Annotated in this window: 20 protein-coding genes; 10 read left to right on the top strand and 10 right to left on the bottom strand. The window is 57.0% G+C overall.

Going from position 1 to position 17,371, the window contains the following annotated elements:
• Window positions 1-36: 36 nt before the first annotated feature.
• The 8 genes from ACW9HX_RS00100 (at window position 37) to ACW9HX_RS00065 (ending at window position 8,034) form a co-directional block, all read left to right on the top strand.
• The gene (locus ACW9HX_RS00100) at window positions 37-936 is read left to right on the top strand and encodes a LysR family transcriptional regulator (RefSeq protein ID WP_096820498.1); all 900 of its coding nucleotides are present in this window, start codon (window positions 37-39) and stop codon (window positions 934-936) included.
• Between the two features lie 159 nt (window positions 937-1,095).
• Window positions 1,096-1,938: a formate dehydrogenase accessory sulfurtransferase FdhD gene (gene fdhD, locus ACW9HX_RS00095; protein WP_457378966.1), complete on the top strand. Its 843-nt coding sequence runs from the start codon at window positions 1,096-1,098 to the stop codon at window positions 1,936-1,938.
• Window positions 1,935-2,420, top strand: coding sequence for a cyclic pyranopterin monophosphate synthase MoaC (moaC, locus tag ACW9HX_RS00090; protein WP_085698780.1), 486 nt, complete (start codon window positions 1,935-1,937; stop codon window positions 2,418-2,420). The genes fdhD and moaC overlap by 4 nt, the downstream gene beginning before the upstream one ends.
• Window positions 2,417-2,668 carry a MoaD/ThiS family protein gene (locus tag ACW9HX_RS00085; RefSeq protein ID WP_457378965.1) on the top strand — a complete coding sequence of 84 codons (252 nt, stop codon included), beginning with the start codon at window positions 2,417-2,419 and terminating at the stop codon, window positions 2,666-2,668. The genes moaC and ACW9HX_RS00085 overlap by 4 nt, the downstream gene beginning before the upstream one ends.
• Before the next feature lie 3 nt (window positions 2,669-2,671).
• The gene (gene moaE, locus ACW9HX_RS00080) at window positions 2,672-3,133 is read left to right on the top strand and encodes a molybdopterin synthase catalytic subunit MoaE (RefSeq protein ID WP_457378964.1); all 462 of its coding nucleotides are present in this window, start codon (window positions 2,672-2,674) and stop codon (window positions 3,131-3,133) included.
• Between the two features lie 340 nt (window positions 3,134-3,473).
• Window positions 3,474-4,817 (top strand): chromate efflux transporter, encoded by a 1,344-nt coding sequence (gene chrA / locus ACW9HX_RS00075; RefSeq protein ID WP_457378963.1) that lies wholly within the window; start codon window positions 3,474-3,476, stop codon window positions 4,815-4,817.
• Window positions 4,818-5,240: 423 nt separating this feature from the next.
• On the top strand, window positions 5,241-6,605 hold the full coding sequence (locus ACW9HX_RS00070) for a glutamine synthetase family protein (protein WP_457378962.1): 1,365 nt from the start codon (window positions 5,241-5,243) through the stop codon (window positions 6,603-6,605).
• A gap of 145 nt (window positions 6,606-6,750) precedes the next feature.
• Window positions 6,751-8,034 carry an NAD(P)/FAD-dependent oxidoreductase gene (locus tag ACW9HX_RS00065; protein WP_457378961.1) on the top strand — a complete coding sequence of 428 codons (1,284 nt, stop codon included), beginning with the start codon at window positions 6,751-6,753 and terminating at the stop codon, window positions 8,032-8,034.
• Between the two features lie 51 nt (window positions 8,035-8,085).
• Here ACW9HX_RS00065 and ACW9HX_RS00060 read toward each other — a convergent pair whose 3' ends face one another.
• The 6 genes from ACW9HX_RS00060 to ACW9HX_RS00035 all read right to left on the bottom strand — a co-directional run bounded on the left by ACW9HX_RS00060 (window position 8,086) and on the right by ACW9HX_RS00035 (window position 12,463).
• Window positions 8,086-8,871, bottom strand: a complete 786-nt coding sequence (locus tag ACW9HX_RS00060) for a DeoR/GlpR family DNA-binding transcription regulator (protein WP_457378960.1) — start codon at window positions 8,869-8,871, stop codon at window positions 8,086-8,088.
• A gap of 291 nt (window positions 8,872-9,162) precedes the next feature.
• Window positions 9,163-10,182, bottom strand: a complete 1,020-nt coding sequence (locus ACW9HX_RS00055) for an AbrB family transcriptional regulator (protein WP_457378959.1) — start codon at window positions 10,180-10,182, stop codon at window positions 9,163-9,165.
• Between the two features lie 102 nt (window positions 10,183-10,284).
• Complete coding sequence (locus tag ACW9HX_RS00050; RefSeq protein ID WP_247842410.1) at window positions 10,285-10,962, bottom strand: DUF5710 domain-containing protein; 678 nt, start codon at window positions 10,960-10,962, stop codon at window positions 10,285-10,287.
• A gap of 42 nt (window positions 10,963-11,004) precedes the next feature.
• Window positions 11,005-11,427 carry an HD domain-containing protein gene (locus tag ACW9HX_RS00045; protein WP_457378958.1) on the bottom strand — a complete coding sequence of 141 codons (423 nt, stop codon included), beginning with the start codon at window positions 11,425-11,427 and terminating at the stop codon, window positions 11,005-11,007.
• 15 nt (window positions 11,428-11,442) lie between these two features.
• On the bottom strand, window positions 11,443-11,832 hold the full coding sequence (locus ACW9HX_RS00040; RefSeq protein ID WP_457378957.1) for a hypothetical protein: 390 nt from the start codon (window positions 11,830-11,832) through the stop codon (window positions 11,443-11,445).
• Window positions 11,833-12,031: 199 nt separating this feature from the next.
• On the bottom strand, window positions 12,032-12,463 hold the full coding sequence (locus ACW9HX_RS00035; RefSeq protein ID WP_457378956.1) for a hypothetical protein: 432 nt from the start codon (window positions 12,461-12,463) through the stop codon (window positions 12,032-12,034).
• An 81-nt stretch (window positions 12,464-12,544) separates the two neighbouring features.
• Between ACW9HX_RS00035 and ACW9HX_RS00030 the strand changes: the two genes are divergently transcribed.
• Window positions 12,545-13,000 (top strand): hypothetical protein, encoded by a 456-nt coding sequence (locus ACW9HX_RS00030; protein ID WP_457378955.1) that lies wholly within the window; start codon window positions 12,545-12,547, stop codon window positions 12,998-13,000.
• 35 nt (window positions 13,001-13,035) lie between these two features.
• On the opposite strand, the gene ACW9HX_RS00025 is transcribed toward ACW9HX_RS00030, so the two are convergent.
• A complete protein-coding gene (locus ACW9HX_RS00025) occupies window positions 13,036-13,461 on the bottom strand; it encodes a hypothetical protein (RefSeq protein ID WP_457378954.1) in 426 nt (141 codons plus the stop codon).
• Between the two features lie 588 nt (window positions 13,462-14,049).
• Between ACW9HX_RS00025 and ACW9HX_RS00020 the strand changes: the two genes are divergently transcribed.
• The gene (locus ACW9HX_RS00020; RefSeq protein WP_457378953.1) at window positions 14,050-14,337 is read left to right on the top strand and encodes a fructose-bisphosphate aldolase; all 288 of its coding nucleotides are present in this window, start codon (window positions 14,050-14,052) and stop codon (window positions 14,335-14,337) included.
• A 98-nt stretch (window positions 14,338-14,435) separates the two neighbouring features.
• Here ACW9HX_RS00020 and ACW9HX_RS00015 read toward each other — a convergent pair whose 3' ends face one another.
• The 3 genes from ACW9HX_RS00015 to ACW9HX_RS00005 form a co-directional block, all read right to left on the bottom strand.
• A complete protein-coding gene (locus ACW9HX_RS00015; protein ID WP_457378952.1) occupies window positions 14,436-15,101 on the bottom strand; it encodes a hypothetical protein in 666 nt (221 codons plus the stop codon).
• A 215-nt stretch (window positions 15,102-15,316) separates the two neighbouring features.
• On the bottom strand, window positions 15,317-16,324 hold the full coding sequence (locus ACW9HX_RS00010; RefSeq protein WP_457378951.1) for a hypothetical protein: 1,008 nt from the start codon (window positions 16,322-16,324) through the stop codon (window positions 15,317-15,319).
• Window positions 16,325-16,576: 252 nt separating this feature from the next.
• A complete protein-coding gene (locus ACW9HX_RS00005) occupies window positions 16,577-17,125 on the bottom strand; it encodes a cupin domain-containing protein (RefSeq protein WP_007957093.1) in 549 nt (182 codons plus the stop codon).
• Window positions 17,126-17,371 lie beyond the last annotated feature (246 nt).

The following is a 17,371-nucleotide window of genomic DNA, read 5'->3' as shown; positions in this document are numbered from 1 at the left end:
TACTCAATCAAAATTCCCAATCGAGCAGGTGCCATCGTGGACATCAAACAACTCAAGTTCCTGATCGCGCTGGACGAAACCCGCCACTTCGGCCAGGCCGCCGCGCGCTGCCACATCACCCAGCCGACCCTGTCAATGCGCCTGCGCAATCTGGAAGACGAACTGGATCTGGTGCTGGTCAATCGCGGCCAGCGCTTTGAAGGTTTCACCCAGGCCGGTGAGCGCGTACTGGCCTGGGCCCGCACCCTGCTGGCCGCCCACGACGGGTTGTTCGCCGAAGCCGCGGCCTGCCGCGGGCAACTGGTTGGCAGCCTGCGCCTGGGGCTGGTGCCGCTGAGCAACTTCAATCCGGTCAATTACATTCAGGGTTTGTCCGCAATCTATCCGGAACTGAAATACAGCCTGTCGTCGCTGAGCTCCAACGAGATTATCGAAGGCCTGGGCAACAATCAGCTGGACCTGGGCGTGTGTTATCTGGATCACGTCAACCCGAACTATTTCGACTTCTTCGAGATCGGCGAAACCCGCGTCGGCCTGCTTTACGACACCCGCCACTTCCATTTCGAAGGCCCGGAAATGAGTTGGGAAGACGCCGCCGAATTGCCGCTGGGGATGATCACCACCGGCATGCATTACCGCAAATCCATCGACCTGAGTTTCCGCAGTCGCGGGCTCAATCCGCAGCCGATCATGGAAAGCGATTCGACCTACCAACTGCTGCAGGCGATTCACCAGGGCTTTTGCTGCTCGATCATGCCGCTGGACAGTGGTCTGCAGGAGCCGATCGAACACCTGGCCTTCATCAACCTGCCGGATGCCAGCGTGCTCGCGCCGTTGGGGCTGGTGATGCGCAAGACCGAACCCCGCTCGGCGATCGCCGAGAAGTGTTTTGCCGAGGCGCGGAAGATGTTCGGGATCGAGGCGCCAGCCGTTTAACCCTTCCGAAGTAACCTGAAACGTTGCACTTCGGTGCAACGACTTCAGGTCCGCATGCGGTCATCGACCAATCCAATCACTGCATCGGAACAAGCGATTGGACGCTTTTTTCACTGCCCCGTAGCCTGAACCCACTTCAGCGCTTCGGGGACTTTCAAGATGCTGTGCCAAGTTGAACAACTCATCGAACCGGGCGACGCCAACGCCCCCGCGCCACAACCTTCGCCAGTGGCTTACCGCGAATACCTCGACGACGCGCCTGTGTCCCACGCGGCCCTGGCGGCGGAGATCGCACTGGCCATCAGCTACAACGGCTTGAATCAGGCCGTGATGATGGTCTCGCCGGGCAACATCGAGGACTTCATTCGCGGCTTCAGCCTGAGCAATGCCATCGTCGACAGCCTCGATGATATCCATGACATTCGCCTGACCCACTTCGACCAGGCCTGCCAGGCCGACGTGCAGATTTCCAGCCGCGCGTTCTGGGCCCTGAAAGATCATCGCCGGCAAATGGCCGGCACCAGCGGTTGCGGCCTCTGCGGCGTGGAAGCCCTTGAACAGGCGCTGCCGCAACTGGAGATCCTGACGCCGACACCGCTGCCACCGGCCGCGCATTTCGACGGCATCCGCCAGCGCATCGAGCAGGCCCAGCAACTGGCCCGCAGCAGCGGCGCCCTGCACGCGGCGTTGTACTTCGACGCCGACGGCGAAGCGCTGCTGTGCCGCGAAGACATCGGCCGCCACAACGCCCTCGACAAACTGATCGGCGCCCTGCAATTCGAAGGCCTCGATGCGCGTCAGGGCTTCGTCGTGGTCACCAGCCGATGCAGCCTCGAACTGATCCACAAAGCCGTGCGCGCCCGCCTCGGCACCCTCGTCAGCCTGTCCGCCCCTACTGCACTGACGGTGCGCTGGGCGCTCAAGCACCGCCTGAACCTGATCCACGTCCCACACCGCAACGCCCCCCGAATCTACAGCCCGATCCAGGAGCACACCGCATGAGCGATACCCTCACCCACCTCGACGATCAGGGCCGCGCCAATATGGTCGACGTCAGCGACAAAGCCGCGACGCGCCGCGAAGCCACCGCCCAGGCCTGGGTGCAGATGCGCCCGGAAACCCTGCAAATGATCCAGTCCAACGGCCACCCCAAGGGCGATGTGTTCGCTGTGGCGCGGATCGCCGGGATTCAGGCAGCCAAGCGCACCCATGAGTTGATTCCGCTGTGCCATGCGCTGCTGCTCAGTTCGATCCACGTCGAGCTCAAGGCCTGCGAGCCGGACCGCGTGCAAATCACCAGCACTTGCCGCCTCACGGGCCAGACCGGCGTCGAACTCGAGGCCCTGACCGCCGCCAGCGTCGCCGCGCTGACGATCTATGACATGTGCAAAGCGGTGGACCGGGCGATGGTCATCGGCGACATCCGCCTGCTGAGCAAACAGGGCGGCCGCTCCGGCCACTTTCAATGGGAGAACCCGCAATGATTCTGATCAACTACTTCGCCAGCTACCGTGACCGGCTCAATCTGGGCGGTGAAAAAATTCCGGCCAGCGAAACCCTCGCGTGTGTCGAGGATGTGCGGCAACTGCTGATGGCGCGGGGAGATCTCTGGCGTGAAGTGCTCGGCGCCGGCAATCTGATGTGTGCGGTGAATCAGGAGTTGTGCCAGCCGGATCAGGCCATCGAAGACTTCGACGAGATCGCGTTTTTCCCGCCAGTCACCGGGGGTTGAGGCATGGGTGTTCGAGTCCAGCGCAAAAACTTCGATGCCGGTCAGTTGATTGCCGACCTGCATGCACGCAATCCACGGGTGGGCGCGGTGGTGAACTTCATCGGTTACGTGCGTGATCTGAATGTCGGCCAAACGGTTAACGAACTGTTTCTGGAGCACTATCCGGGCATGACCGAAAAGGCTCTGGAGCAGATCGCCGACCAGGCCCGGGAGCGCTGGCCACTGTTGGCGGTGGAGATTGTGCATCGGGTCGGCGCGCTGTCGGTGACCGAGCCGATCGTGTTTGTTGGCGTCAGCAGCAAACATCGGCATGCGGCGTTCGAGGCCTGCGCGTTCATCATGGATGTGCTGAAGACCCGTGCGCCGTTCTGGAAGCGTGAGACGACGCCTGAGGGTTCGCATTGGGTTGAGGCGCGGGAAAGTGATCAGAATGCGGCGGTTCGCTGGAGTTTGGCGCATGCCTGACGATCGAAAGGCCCTCACCCTAGCCCTCTCCCGGAGGGAGAGGGAACCGATTGGGGGATATTTCAGCAATGCGCCGACCTGAACGTATAGTGTTGAATCCGGATGCCGGTCTGAACGGATAGGACTGAATCCGGATACTGGCCTGAATGCATGGCGTTGAATCCATAATCGACTCGATTCTTCAGGTCGATGTATAACGCAAGACAACTCGGTCGGCTCCCTCTCCCTCCGGGCGGTCCGACGTTTCGGGAGGGCTGGGGTGAGGGCAAGGCAGACCCCACAAATTCATAAAATCCTGATTAGATAGCCGCTCCGACAATAACCAATCCGGGAGCCACACTTGAGCCAAACGCCAAAGGATTTGCCCCGCCCACACCCCATCACCCTGCGCCAAGCCTGGCCCTTCTGGCTCAAACTCGGCTGCATCGGCTTCGGCGGCCCCGCCGGGCAGATCGCGATCATGCATCAGGAACTGGTGGAGCACCGGCGCTGGATCTCCGAGCGACGTTTCCTGCATGCGCTCAACTACTGCATGTTGCTGCCCGGCCCGGAGGCCCAGCAACTGGCGACCTATATCGGCTGGTTGCTGCACCGAACCCGAGGCGGCGTGCTGGCCGGTGCGCTGTTTGTGTTGCCTTCGCTGCTGATTCTGATTGCCCTGTCCTGGGTGTACATAGCGTTCGGCGACGTGCCGGTGGTGGCCGGGGTGTTTTACGGGATCAAACCCGCAGTGACCGCGATTGTGTTGCATGCGGCCCATCGCATCGGTTCGCGGGCCTTGAAAAACGGTTGGCTGTGGGCGATTGCCGGGGCGGCGTTCGTGGCGATCTTCGCCTTCAACGTACCATTTCCGCTGATCGTGCTTGGTGCAGCAGTGATCGGCTATTTGGGCGGACGCTGGGCGCCTCAGCGGTTCAACAATGGCGGTCATCGTGGCAGCGAAAAGTCCTTCGGCCCGGCGTTGGTCGATGACGACACGCCACCGCCTGAACATGCCCGGTTCAGCCTGCCGAGGCTGCTGCGTCTGGTGCTGGTCGGCGCACTGTTGTGGTGTCTGCCGATGGCGTTGCTGGCCGCATGCTTCGGCTGGAACGGGACTTTCACGCAGATGGGCTGGTTCTTCACCAAAGCGGCGCTGCTGACTTTCGGCGGTGCCTACGCGGTGTTGCCCTACGTGTATCAAGGCGCGGTCGGGCATTACGGCTGGCTGACCCCGACGCAAATGATCGACGGCCTGGCCCTGGGTGAAACCACGCCGGGTCCGCTGATCATGGTGGTGGCGTTCGTCGGGTTCGTCGGGGCTTATGTGCAACCGACGTTCGGCCCGGAACATGCGTTTGCCGCCGGTGCGCTGGCGGCGACGCTGGTGACCTGGTTCACCTTCCTGCCTTCGTTTCTGTTCATCCTCGCCGGCGGGCCGCTGGTGGAGTCGACCCACAACGAATTGAAGTTCACCGCACCGCTGACGGCGATCACGGCGGCGGTGGTCGGGGTGATCCTGAACCTGGCGTGTTTCTTTGCTTACCATGTGTTCTGGCCCAAGGGTTTTGCCGCACAGCCTGATTTTTTTGCGCTGTTGCTAGCGCTGGCGGCGACCCTCGGGCTGTTTGTTTTCAAGCGCGGGGTGATCGAGGTGTTGATCGTTTGCGCCCTCGTCGGACTGGGGTTTCACCTGTTGCGCTGAACCGGGGGCTCGCCACGCCCTTCGGAATCAGGCGTTTACTTATCCGGGAATTCCCCCTTACTATCCAGCCACACCGGCATGGCGGGACACTCCCGCCGCCGACGTTTTCCGCCAACGGAAACACGCGTCATGAGCACGTCACTACAACAATCAGAATCGTTGAACGTCTCTGCACTGTGCGCCCTCTTTCACAGGGGCCGCGCATGAATCGCATCGTCAATCTCCCCATGGCCCTGAGCCGCTCCAAGCTGCGTCACTCCGCACGCCCGCCGGATATCTGCCTGTCCGTCTGATCGCGCCGGTAAAAATCGCGACAGCCCTCCTCATTTTTTCGATATCCCTGCCAGGACGCCCGCGCCTTTTGCCGAGCTGCGTCCGGTTCGAATCTGCGCGCCTGTGCGGCGCCATCGTGAGTGATTGATTATGAAATTCGCAGCCATTGAAGACGCCCGTAACTTTCTTGAGCAAAACCCCGACATCGACATGATCGAGCTGTTCATCCTCGACGCCAACGGCGTGCCGCGCGGCAAGCTGTTGCACCGCGAAGAACTGCTCGCCGTGTACGAAAGCGGTCGCCCGCTGCCGAGCACCATCCTCGGCCTGACCGTGCAGGGCGAAGACGTGGAAAACTCCGGTCTGGTGTGGGACGTCGGCGACATTGACTGCCGCGCCTATCCGCTGGAAGGCAGTCTGGTGCGCCTGCCGTGGCGGCAGATTCCGACCGCCGCGGTGCAGGTCAGCATGCACCCGGAGCAAGGCATGCCCGCGAGCATTGCCGATCCGCGTCACCTGCTGATCAAGGTGATCGACAGCCTCAAGGCCGAGGGTTACCACCCGGTGATGGCCTGCGAGCTGGAGTTTTATCTGCTCGACGCCAGGCGCGATCACAACGGGCGTCCGCAACCGGCGCTGGATGCCGACGGTGGCCGACCGAGGCACACACAGGTCTACGGATTGCGTGAGCTGGAACAGATCGAGCCGTTCCTCGCCGACCTCTACAGCGCCTGCAAACTGCACGGCATTCCGGCCCGCACGGCGATCTCGGAATACGCGCCAGGCCAGGTGGAAATCACCCTCGAACACGGCGATGCGCTGAAAGCGATGGATCAAGCGGTGCGCTACAAGCGGCTGGTCAAAGCCGTGGCGCACAAGCACGGGATGCAGGCGACGTTCATGGCCAAGCCGTTCGATCACCTGGCCGGCACTGGCATGCACATGCACGTCAGCCTCGCCGATGCCGAAGGACGCAATCTGTTTGCCTCCGAGGACCCGGCCGGCACCCCGCTGCTGCGCACGGCGATTGGCGGGATGCTCGCCTCGTTGCTCGATTCGCTGCTGCTGTTTTGCCCGAACGCCAACTCCTACCGCCGCTTCCAGGCCAACAGCTACGCGCCACTGGCGCCGACCTGGGGCGTCGACAACCGCACCGTCAGCCTGCGCGTGCCCGGCGGCCCGGCCAACACCCGACACATCGAACACCGCATCTGCGGCGCCGATGCCAACCCGTATCTGGCAGCGGCGGCAATTCTCGCGGGCATTCATCGCGGGATAAAAGAGGACATCGATCCGGGTGAACCGGTGCAGGGCAACGGTTATGCGCAGGCGAAAGAACTGCTGCCGACCGACTGGCTGACCTCGCTCACGGCGCTGGAAAATTCGGCGTGGGCACGGGATGCGCTGGGGCAGGAATTTCTTGGGGTGTATCTGGCAGTGAAACGTGCGGAGTACCGGCAGTTCATGGCCGAAGTGGGTGAGCAGGACTGGCGCTGGTACCTGACCGAAGCCTGATCTTTCACAACTCTTCCCCTGTGGGAGCGGGCTTGCCCGCGAAGGCGTCGTCACATTCAACACTTCAGGTGACTGACGCATCGCTTTCGCGAGCAAGCCCGCTCCCACAGGGTCCGTGCACCGACTCCCGAATCTGGACACTGACATGACTGAACGCAGCAATTCCTACTACACCGCCACCCTCAACCGCGACACCGACTACCCGACCCTGCAAGGCCGGCACAAGGTCGATGTGGTGATCATCGGCGGCGGTTTCACCGGTGTCGCCACCGCCGTGGAACTCGCCGAAAAAGGCCTGAAAGTCGCCATCGTCGAAAGCCACAAGATCGGCTGGGGCGCCACCGGACGCAACGGCGGACAGGTGACCGGCAGCCTGTCCGGCGACGGCGCGATGCGCAAACAGATGCGCAACACCTTGGGCGATGAGGTCGACGATTTCATCTGGCACCTGCGCTGGCGCGGCCACGAAATCATTCAGCAACGGGTCAAGAAATACGACATCGATTGCGACCTCAAGCACGGCCATTTGCACGCGGCGTACAAGCCGAGCCACATGGCGGGTCTGCGCAGCGACTACGACGAAGCCGTGCGTCGCGGCATGGGCGATGAAGTCAGCCTGCTCGACCGCAGCCAGGTGCGCGACCTGCTGCAAAGCGACCTCTATCACGGCGCAATCAAGAATACCCGCAACATGCACCTGCACCCGCTCAATCTGTGCATCGGCGAGGCACGGGCGGCGGAAAGCCTCGGCGCGCTGATCTTCGAAAACAGCGAAGTGCTGGAAATCATTCACGGCGACAACCCTGGCGTACGCACCGCCCACGGCCGGATCGACGCCAATCAAGTGCTGCTGGCCGGCGACGTCTACCACAAGCTCGAACCGGGCCAGCTCAAGGGCAAGATTTTCCCGGCAATGGGCGGCATCGTCACCACCGAACCGCTGGGGGATCTGGCAAAGCAGATCAACCCCGAAGACCTCGCCGTTTACGACTGCCGCTTCGTCCTCGACTACTACCGCCTCACCGCCGATGGCCGACTGCTGTTCGGCGGCGGCGCCAACTACAGCGGCAAGGACTCACGGGACATCGCCGGCGAACTGCGACCGTGCATCGAACAGACCTTCCCGGCACTCAAAGGGGTGAAAATCGACTACCAGTGGAGCTGCGCGATGGGCATCGTCATCAACCGCATCCCGCAACTGGGCAAGCTCTCGGACAACGTCTGGTATTGCCAGGGCTACTCCGGCCACGGCATCGCCACGACCCACATCATGGGCGAAATCATGAGCCGCGCGATCACCGGGCAGATGCAGCAGTTCGACACGTTCGCCGCGTGCTCGCACATTCGGGTGCCGATGGGGGATCTGCTGGGGAACCCGATGCTGGCGGCGGGCATGTGGTACTACCAGATGCTGGAAAAACTGCGCTGATTGAACTGGCCCCATCGTTCACGGTGGGGCCTTTTTATTTGCCGCAAAACATCAGTCCTGCAACTGTTCGACCTCAATCCCCAACCGCCGATAATCCTCGGCACTGCCCGACGCCAGATGCCGCTCGGTAATCAGCGTATGCACCCGATTGCACGGCGCCACCACAAACGGCTCCACAGCCCCCAGCTTGTCTGCCGTGGTCACGGCAATCACCTGCGCCGCACTGTCGAACAATGCCTGCTTGACCGGCACTTCATCGAAATACAGCGAACTCAGCCCCACCTCCGGATGAATCGCGCATACACCGGTAAACAACACATCCGCCTTGATGCTTTGCAGCAGTCGCACAGTCTCGTGACCGCTGACCGACATCGTCGCCAGATTCAGCTGCCCGCCCGCCAGAATCACCTTGATCCCCTTGTATTCCGCCAGCGTGATCGCCGTCATCGGTGACGTCGTCACGGCGGTGATCGAGATATCCGAGGGCAGCGAACGGGCGATCTGCAAGGTGGTGGTGCCGGAATCGAACAGCACAATCTGGCCGTCCTTCACCCTGCCTGCCGCGAGTTGCGCGAGGCTGGTTTTCACCTCGTCGGTTTCGCTGATCCGCGTGAAGTAATCCTTGCCTGTGTCCTTCGGTCGCGGCAGCGCCCCGCCATGCACCCGCTGCACCAGCCCGGCGTTGTCCAGCTCGGCCAAATCGCGGCGAATGGTGTCTTCGGACACCGCAAAATGCTGGCTCAACTCGGACGCCATGACCTTGCCGTCACGTTCGAGGATCAAGAGGATTTTCTGCCGACGCAGGGAGGGAAGCTCGGAGGTGGAATGATCGTGCATGGTTATGCCTGTTTGTGCTTGTAATTGCAGGTTTGGCGAGACTAACCAATGCCTCGGCCAAACACAAACCGGCTGGTATCAATTGTTTCGATCATTGAAATCATGAAGCCGAATTTTTTCTTTGCATCCGGCCTGTTCAGAATGGCACCACTTCAATAAGGCTCAGGATGAACACCCATGAATCTCAATTTTGCGTTTGCGTGCATGATCGTCGTGTCGTTTGCGATTGCCCTGGGGCATGCGTGATTCAGAGGGGTGCTCGCGAGCCTCAGGTTCGGTAACGCCAGCAGATCAAACCTCCTCGCGAGCCCGCCGCACCTGCACCAACAACGCCGGCGCAAAGTGCAGCAGCACCATTCGCACCAGATGGTGAGTGAAGATGAACACCACGTTCAACCCGCCACCAAACGCAACGATGGCAATGGTCTCAATGGCCCCCGGCATGTACGCCAGCCACAGCGACAACGCATCACTGCCCAGCAACCGCGCCGCCACTTCGGCGAACCCCGCCGCGACCAGAATCATCAAACCCACCGACACCAACGCCGTGCGGCCATGACGAGCCAGTTCCGCCAGGCCAAGGCCCTGAAAACGTGAGCCGATCCGCACACCGAGAATCAGCGCCGCCAGATTCAGGCTCCAGTCCGGCATGTGAAAACCGTGCAGCCATCCCGATTTCAGGAACACGGCCGTCAGGATAATCGCCGTCAACATGAACGGCGCCGGCACACCCATCGCCAGCAGCAATCGCCCGACCACAATGCTCGAAATGATCAGCGAGAACACGGTCAACGCCATGCCCGTGGACAGCGGATCGACCTCCGCAACCACGACTGCTGCCTGACCGGGAATCAGCAAACTCACCAGCACCGTGATCAGCAGCAAACGCATCAGATGCACGATGATGACCTTGCTCGAGGCCTGATGCGATTCCAGCAAATCAAACACCGCCGCCAGCGCTCCCGGATACACCGCCAGCAAGGCATCGGTACGATTCCACCCTGCCCCGCGCGCCAGCCACAAGGCGGACAGCGCCACTTGTACTGTGAGGCACAGCAGCAACAGGCCAAGACTTGGCAACATCGTCGAGACGGTCGCGCTGTCCCAGGCCTCGAACATCAAGCCTGTGGCGATGCCGAGGGTGACCTGAATGTAACCCAAGCCATAAGGGGTCCTGGGCGCGAAGCCAAATTTGGTGGCGGCCAGTGCGGTGACGAGAATCGAGCCCAGCAGCAAACCGTGCGGCACACCTTCGAACTGCAACAGCGCGCCGAATCCGGCAGCGATCAACAAACACAGAATGGATTTCATCAACTCTCCAATAGTCGAAAGGACGCAATCGTGATTCGTTTTCTAATGCAGTGCCTGACACCAGAAAGGCAGGTCACTGCCGTACGAGCAATACGCGCGCAGTCAACAGCTTTTGAGTTGCATGAAATCTACGAAGTCTTCGGTGGACCATCCCAGGCTGCCGTTGCCATCGAACCGTTCCCTGACCAAGTGCAAGGTCATCGCACTTGCTGCATCTGGAGACATTGGGAAAAACGCACCTCCAGGCTCGCTGTGCATGTAGAAATCACCCAGTTTTGCAGAACAGTGTTCGCAGTGATTCATGTAATAAACCATTCCCGCCTTTTGGCTGTAGTCAGGCTGATAGCGAGTGGTATAGGTACGAAGCTGTTTGATGACTGAAGGCGACAAGGTGAGCACATCGGACAATCCAGCCCGGAATCCATCGCATACCCAGTAGCCAAGTCCGCGTTCCAGTGAGAAGTCGGTTTCTTCGTCCTCTTCGGCAAACTCGAACTGCTCGTGTTCTTCTGGAAGCCTGAATGAGAAAACACGAGTCAGGCAGTAGCATTTCCAACATTCTGTAGCCGACTGCAAGATGAAATAATACGGTGAGCGCACATGGAATTCCGGCTCATGCTCCAAACCAAACGCAGTCAACTGTGGCACCCAACGCGCAAAAGCCTCCGCGCTCGTACCTTCTGGCACATACCAGGTCTTCACTTGAGGATCCCAACGTGCACCAAGAAGTTTGGCTTGATCCTTTTCAGCGAAAGGGACATTCAAATCAATTCGTGCCATCTGCCGCTCTCTTCATCCATGATTATTTGATTCAAAACGCGATCAGGCGCGCAACCGTCCAATCGCCCGTCGATATTTTTCGATCCGCTCCAGATCCTCCCAATTCGGCGAGGCAATCCGCGACAGGTCGCTGTTTTCTTCCAGATCCGCCAGCTTCACCACCCGCCCGATCGGGTTCTGCGCCGCGCGCTCGACGAAGTCCTCGTAGGATTCGCCCGGCACCTTGGTGACCGATTCGATGGCTGACAAGACTTCTTCGCTGAAGCCTTCCTTGCGCAAATCATCCAGGCTGATGCCGCAATCCTCGACCACATCGTGCAGCACCGCGACGATGCGCTCTTCCAGGCTGCTCATGCGCAACATGACCTTCAGCGGATGCAAAATGTACGGCGCACCGCCCTTGTCCACCTGCCCCGCGTGGGCCGTGGCAGCAATCGCGATGGCGCGTTCCAGAGTCTGGGTCATGAAAGTTTCCTCGGGTCAGACGCCGTACCGGCCGCCAATATAGAAGTGGCGCTTGAACCAACGCCCAATCGCCTGCAAACGCCCGGCTGGCTGCGCCGGCTCGGCGTAGCGCTGGAGGATCAGCGAGACCAGATCAGCCTGACTGTCTCCCGAATGCGCGTCCATCAACTCGGCCACCCAGGCACAACCGGCCTTCTTCAGATGCTCACGCCACTCGCCCGGCCAGCCATCCAGTTCATCCAGCGCCAGCCACCGCGCGCCACCCTGCTCGACATGCCCGCCGCCAATCGATTGCTCGAAACAGAACGGCGTCGCCGGTCGGGACAGGTCGATGCTGAAGATGTAGATGTCCTGGGTTTTGTGCTGCGGCGTGGGGGCGTTGTTGCGGCTGCCGATCTGAATCATGCGCGGTTCCGTCCGTGGGAGAGGCGTTACAACTTGTTTCGCAGTCTACGACGTGGTGTGGATGGGGGGAACCTTTGGCGATGAGCCGGGTTGTGGCAAGTGAAAAGTTTGACTGGGTGGTCCGGGGATTCCGTTTCAGGCGTCCACGAAAAAGGGACACCGTTGGGTGTCCCTTTTTACGTTTGGATCAGGCCGAGGATCAGCGTTTCATGGCTTCGCACTGACGGCGCAGGTCCTCGCTGCTGATACCGTTGCAAGTGCCCCCGTTGGTCCTGGCTTCACAGAGTCGGCGCTGATCAGAATCGCCGATGCCATTGCAGGTGCTACCGCCTGTTTCCGCCTCACACATTCTGCGCAGATCCTGACTACCGATGCCGTTGCAAGTGCCCCCGTTGGTCTTGGCCTCGCAGTAACGACGCTGGTCCGAATCATTGATCCCGTTGCAACTGCCACTTCCGGTTTCCGCCTCACACATCCTGCGCAAATCCTGATTGTTGATACCGTTGCAACTGCCGCTACCGGACTTGGCTTCGCAATATCTGCGCTGATCCTGATCGTTGATGCCCATACAGCCAGCAAAGGCATGGCCGGCGAAGGCAAACATCAACAGCATCGCAAGTATTTTCTTCATCACACGCTTCCTTGGCTTACCAGTAAACAGACTGGCACTGGTTGACGCAATCACACTCAATCAACGCTTCATGGCTTCGCATTGATTGCGCAGATCCTGGCTGCCGATACTGTTGCAACTGCCACCACGGGTTTTGGCCTCACAGAAAAGACGCTGATCCGTGTCATTGATCGAGTTGCAGCTACCGCCTCCTGTTTCTGCATCGCACATCCTGCGCAGAGTCGTATCGTTGATGCTGTTGCAACTGCCGCCACGGGTTTTGGCCTCGCAGTAACGGCGTTGATCCCCGTCATTGATCGAGTTGCAACTACCACTGCCTTTTTCCGCATCGCACATCCTGCGCAGGTCCGTATTGTTGATGTCGTTACAGCTGCCACTGCCGGACTTGGCCTCGCAATATCTGCGCTGATCCGGATCGTTGATATTCATGCAGCTAGCAAAGGCATGGCCGGCGAAGGCAAACATCAACAACATCGCCAGTATTTTCTTCATCACACGCTTCCTTGGTATTCCAGTCAGCAGACTGGCACTGTTTAATCCGATTTAAATGAGTCTCGCGAAGCACCCTCAAATCAGCGCTTCATGGCTTCGCACTCGTTGCGTAGATCGGAATTGCTGATGTACGAGCAACTGCTGCCACTCTGCTTGGCATTGCACAGGGCGCGCTGGTCACTGTCGCTGATGTATGAACAGGAATAGCCCTTCTGCTCCGCCTCGCACGCCGAGCGCAGATCCGAGTTATGGATGGACGCGCAACTGCTGCCGTTCTTCTTGGCGTTGCAGTAGTCACGTTGGTCACTGTCGGCGATGTACGAGCAGGATCTACCGTTCACTTCAGCATCACAGGCCGAACGCAAATCCGAGTCGTGGATGTACGAACAACTGCTGCCCTTTTCTCTGGCTTCGCAATAAGCCCGCTGGTCACTGTCATTGATGCTGGCGCACCCGGCAAACGTGTATCCGCTGAACATCAACAACATCGCAAGCACTAGTCTCATCACACACTTCCTTGGTCGACCAGGAAACAGCCTGGCACTGCTTGAGCCGATGAATGAGCGTCGCGACACGCCATCAAATTGACATCGGTTTTGAGGAAAGTTCCGGGGCTGGTATGTGTGATGATTTTTTTGATCTGAGAACGCTGTAGGAAATCACTCCGCGTGGTGAGGGAGCTTGTTCTTGCGGGGCTGCGAAGCGGGCCGAAACCGGGCAAGTCATTTTTCCCTGATACACCGCAGCCCTTGATTTACGCGGGTTACGCCACCGAACAGGAGCAAAATCGCTGGCCACACGTGGTGATTCCACGTCCTACAGGCTGATTGCGACGGTAGGGGTCGATGCCTAGAGTGGGTCTGTCGCTGAACAAATTTGGCGATAGGGTTTCGCAGCCCTCAGAAGTGACGCACACCGCTCAATAACAACTGTGGCAAAATTCGCCGCAGTTTCATTTATGGCGGCTGTGTGTGGGAGACCTTCAGGTCTGCCGGTTTAGCTCTTCTCCGGTCTGCGAACCCACATACAGCTGCCACCCATTTGTTTCGCAGCAAAAAGGTGGCGCTCCTTAATCTATTGAAGAGTGCTCCATCATGACCAGCAAAACTTCGCTCCGCCACTGCGTGAACATGTCCCATCCAGCCACCGACCACCCGGTGCTGCTCATCGACGCCGACATCCCACTGCGCGATTTACACGCCTGCCTCAGTGAACGCCTGAATGCCGTACTCAAATTTCTCGATCTCATGGCCTGCATTCACTTACCTGACCACGCTGAACATGACATCAACACAGTCACCACAATCGCCAGAATCATGGTGCAAGACGTAAGTGATCTGTTTCGAGTTATAGAGCAAAGAGGGTTTAATGTTCTTGGCTAGAAAGTTTGAGGGTGACAGACTCATAAAATAAATCTGTCACCTTTTTAAACTTTTCCTATTCCACAAGCAGCACACACCAACCTAAAAAGCTATTAAATTTACTTCAACTTAAGAATATCATTCTGATTGCTAGCGTTACTTTTCAACAATAAAAAAGCTTTGATTTCACTTGAGGAGACCCCAATCCTTTCAAGTTCCTCTATCTGATCGAGTTGTTCTTTATTAGTATTACCTATGATATTTTTGCAACCATTGGAAATCTGCAACGCCAATCCAATAGCACTAAGCAACCCCAGAGAATACTTGTACTTATCCTCCAAAGAAGAGCTTCTCTGAAGAACATCTATTAGCGAATTTATCTCACTAGTATTTTCTAGAGTCGCTTGAATTAAGTACCGCTGATTCTTGCTGAATTTATGCGCGACATCTTTGAAGTACTCACTTAAGCACAGCGCACCTATATTTGTTGGCAACCCATGCCCCTTAGGCAAATCGCCTACAGATATACACATCAAGATCTTGAAGAGTTCCTTTATGAGCTGTTCCACCGAGGATTGCACCCTGGCAACATCCTCATTGCAACACATCAACTTGTTTGCAAGAACCTTCCTCTCTTTCGAGAACGCAACCATACTAGTCAGCAAGAAACCCAATACGGCTCCACTAACGCCACCAATAGCCGGCAAGAACTTCTCGATAAGCGATTTATTTGGCGCAACGGACTGCATATATATCAAACACTGATTAAAACTCTCTACATCCATGTCACCACCTATACCTTTATTTACACCTCACTGACATTGTTGAGCTCTATATACACCGCAACTCTCTAATCAATATCAACAAAGCACATTTACAAACCGACAGATCCAAGCTACACCTGTCGGTTCTTTACAACACCAATTAGTTGCACATTACGCAAAAGCATTTATTCGAACGTGCCTTATACGCTGCCGCTACCAGCGGCATCAATGCCATTCTATTTCCAAAAATACTTATTTGTATCTATGGAAGAATATACCTCTTGAATTGCGTTTTTGATCTTTTCCGAACCACCATCCGCACTTGCAGATTCAATGCTCTCTTCCAAATCTTTCAAAACTTGTCTAGCGCTAGTTATAACTTGCTTAGCATCCACTGTGGAAGCTGTAGATATAGCACTATCAAATGAAGATAAAACATCTTGAATTTCTTTTTTGTAATCCGGATCCAGTCCAAGCAACTCAGTTATTTTTTCTTTGACTTCTTTGAGACTTTTCGAGTCAGAAAGCATTTGAGATCTGTCAGAATATTTGTTGCATTCACAGGGGGAAGACTTGCATATAGGGCAGTTATCTGCGTAGTAATCCTTTATTGCATGAGATAACTGCAAAGGGTATTGATGTATAGCCCAAGCTGACAACATCCATGCAGTGACGTCGGCGAGCTCTTCTTCTAAGTTTACTTTTTTCCCATTTTTTTTGTAAGAAGAGAAAGCCTCATGCACTTCTCCCAACTCTTCAAAAACCCTAGAAAAATGATAAAAGCTACCAAAAGCCTTCCAAATAGATTTATTTGCCGGGTATATTAACGAAATCCTGGAAATTGCTTGATCCAATGTAATCTGCGGATATCTATTTATATCTATATTGTATTTATCATTAAGTTCAACGCGAACCTCGTCGATAGGGATATGCTTTACAGGCGCTCTATGTGTTTCTGCACACTGGCACGGCGAGGCAATACAATAAGGACACACATTCGGAAACTTCTTCCTAAAAGCATGCTCTAGGTTAATATCAAGTTTGTTTGCCGCTGCAAAAAGCCAAGAAAATGATTTTATAAAAAACGACTTAGCATCACCTCCACGCAAAATCGCCCTCGACAAATAAGAAGTATTTCTGCACAAATAAGAGTATATCTCCTCAAACTCTCGCTCTGAGTTTTTTACACTGTACAGGTCCGAAATAATCGTAGAAAAATTAGTAAAATTTAGATCCTGACTCATTAATTATACATCCTTATAAATCACACAAATTCACTTTAACTTTAACTAGCAGAGCTTTACCAAAGCAACCCGCAATCCAAAAAAACGCTCCAATAAAATTTCCGTCTTTACTTTATCATTGAAATTCTCCCTTTTCCTTTGACAGTCCCTTCAGCATTACGCAAATTAAATATTCTATTGCTGGCAAAAAAAATCTGGCGGCATCATCCTTGTGAAAAAAGGTTATTCTTAGCGCTTAGTAACGATTCACTCTCAAAAATTCGCCGGCGTATTCGCACTAATAATCTCCGCCTCATCCGCCCCGATATTCCGGAACTTATGCGGCAGCGTCGTCGGGAAGTAATACCCATCCCCCGCACTCAAAACGCTCACCTGCCCATCCACCGTCAACTCCACGGTGCCACGGGTCACCAACCCGCACTCCTCACCTTCCGAGTGAACAATCGGCTCTTCCCCGGAACTCGCGCCCGGTGCGTATTGCTCGCGCAGCAAGCGCATCTGGCGGCTTGGGACCGAGGCGCCGATCAGCAGCAGGCGCAGGCCGTGGCGGCCGAGGTCGGGTTGTTCGTTGGCGCGGAAGACGTATTGGTGTTCGCGGGGCGGCTGGTCGAAGGTGAAGAAGTCGGCCAGGGACATCGGGATGCCTTCGAGCAGCTTTTTCAGTGAGCTGACGGAAGGACTGACACGATTCTGTTCGATCAGGGAGATGGTGGCATTGGTCACGCCGCTACGCCGGGCCAGCTCGCGCTGGGAGAGTTTGTAGCTTTCGCGTACTAGTTTGAGTCGAGAACCCGTATCCATGACAGCCTTATGTGAGAACGACTTAAGGGCGATGGGGGTGGGTGGCGGGTGCCGCGCAGGTCGCGCGGATCACGTTGCTCCCGTGTCCCGGAACCGTGAAAGGCGGCTATTAAATCACGTTTGTCGGTGTTGCTCAGCAGGTTCGATGGACGGTGGGTGAAAAGTCCTTCTTGCCTTGGTAATACGGCAACTGTGGGAGCGGGCTTGCTCGCGAAAGTGGCGTGTCAGGCAACATGAGTTTTTGCC

The sequence above is a fragment of the Pseudomonas sp. SDO52101_S400 genome, from assembly GCF_054071635.1.
This window is presented reverse-complemented; position numbering and strand designations above follow the sequence as displayed.

Coding starts and splice junctions, on each gene's coding strand:
- ACW9HX_RS00015 (WP_457378952.1), bottom strand. CDS start 15,101: ATGGATGTAGAGAGTTTTAATCAGTGTTTGATATATATGCAGTCCGTT.
- ACW9HX_RS00040 (WP_457378957.1), bottom strand. CDS start 11,832: ATGATTCAGATCGGCAGCCGCAACAACGCCCCCACGCCGCAGCACAAA.
- ACW9HX_RS00060 (WP_457378960.1), bottom strand. CDS start 8,871: ATGCACGATCATTCCACCTCCGAGCTTCCCTCCCTGCGTCGGCAGAAA.
- ACW9HX_RS00005 (WP_007957093.1), bottom strand. CDS start 17,125: ATGGATACGGGTTCTCGACTCAAACTAGTACGCGAAAGCTACAAACTC.
- fdhD (WP_457378966.1), top strand. CDS start 1,096: ATGCTGTGCCAAGTTGAACAACTCATCGAACCGGGCGACGCCAACGCC.
- ACW9HX_RS00010 (WP_457378951.1), bottom strand. CDS start 16,324: ATGAGTCAGGATCTAAATTTTACTAATTTTTCTACGATTATTTCGGAC.
- ACW9HX_RS00035 (WP_457378956.1), bottom strand. CDS start 12,463: ATGAAGAAAATACTTGCGATGCTGTTGATGTTTGCCTTCGCCGGCCAT.
- ACW9HX_RS00065 (WP_457378961.1), top strand. CDS start 6,751: ATGACTGAACGCAGCAATTCCTACTACACCGCCACCCTCAACCGCGAC.
- ACW9HX_RS00025 (WP_457378954.1), bottom strand. CDS start 13,461: ATGAGACTAGTGCTTGCGATGTTGTTGATGTTCAGCGGATACACGTTT.
- ACW9HX_RS00070 (WP_457378962.1), top strand. CDS start 5,241: ATGAAATTCGCAGCCATTGAAGACGCCCGTAACTTTCTTGAGCAAAAC.
- moaE (WP_457378964.1), top strand. CDS start 2,672: ATGGGTGTTCGAGTCCAGCGCAAAAACTTCGATGCCGGTCAGTTGATT.
- ACW9HX_RS00050 (WP_247842410.1), bottom strand. CDS start 10,962: ATGGCACGAATTGATTTGAATGTCCCTTTCGCTGAAAAGGATCAAGCC.
- moaC (WP_085698780.1), top strand. CDS start 1,935: ATGAGCGATACCCTCACCCACCTCGACGATCAGGGCCGCGCCAATATG.
- ACW9HX_RS00055 (WP_457378959.1), bottom strand. CDS start 10,182: ATGAAATCCATTCTGTGTTTGTTGATCGCTGCCGGATTCGGCGCGCTG.
- ACW9HX_RS00020 (WP_457378953.1), top strand. CDS start 14,050: ATGACCAGCAAAACTTCGCTCCGCCACTGCGTGAACATGTCCCATCCA.
- ACW9HX_RS00085 (WP_457378965.1), top strand. CDS start 2,417: ATGATTCTGATCAACTACTTCGCCAGCTACCGTGACCGGCTCAATCTG.
- ACW9HX_RS00045 (WP_457378958.1), bottom strand. CDS start 11,427: ATGACCCAGACTCTGGAACGCGCCATCGCGATTGCTGCCACGGCCCAC.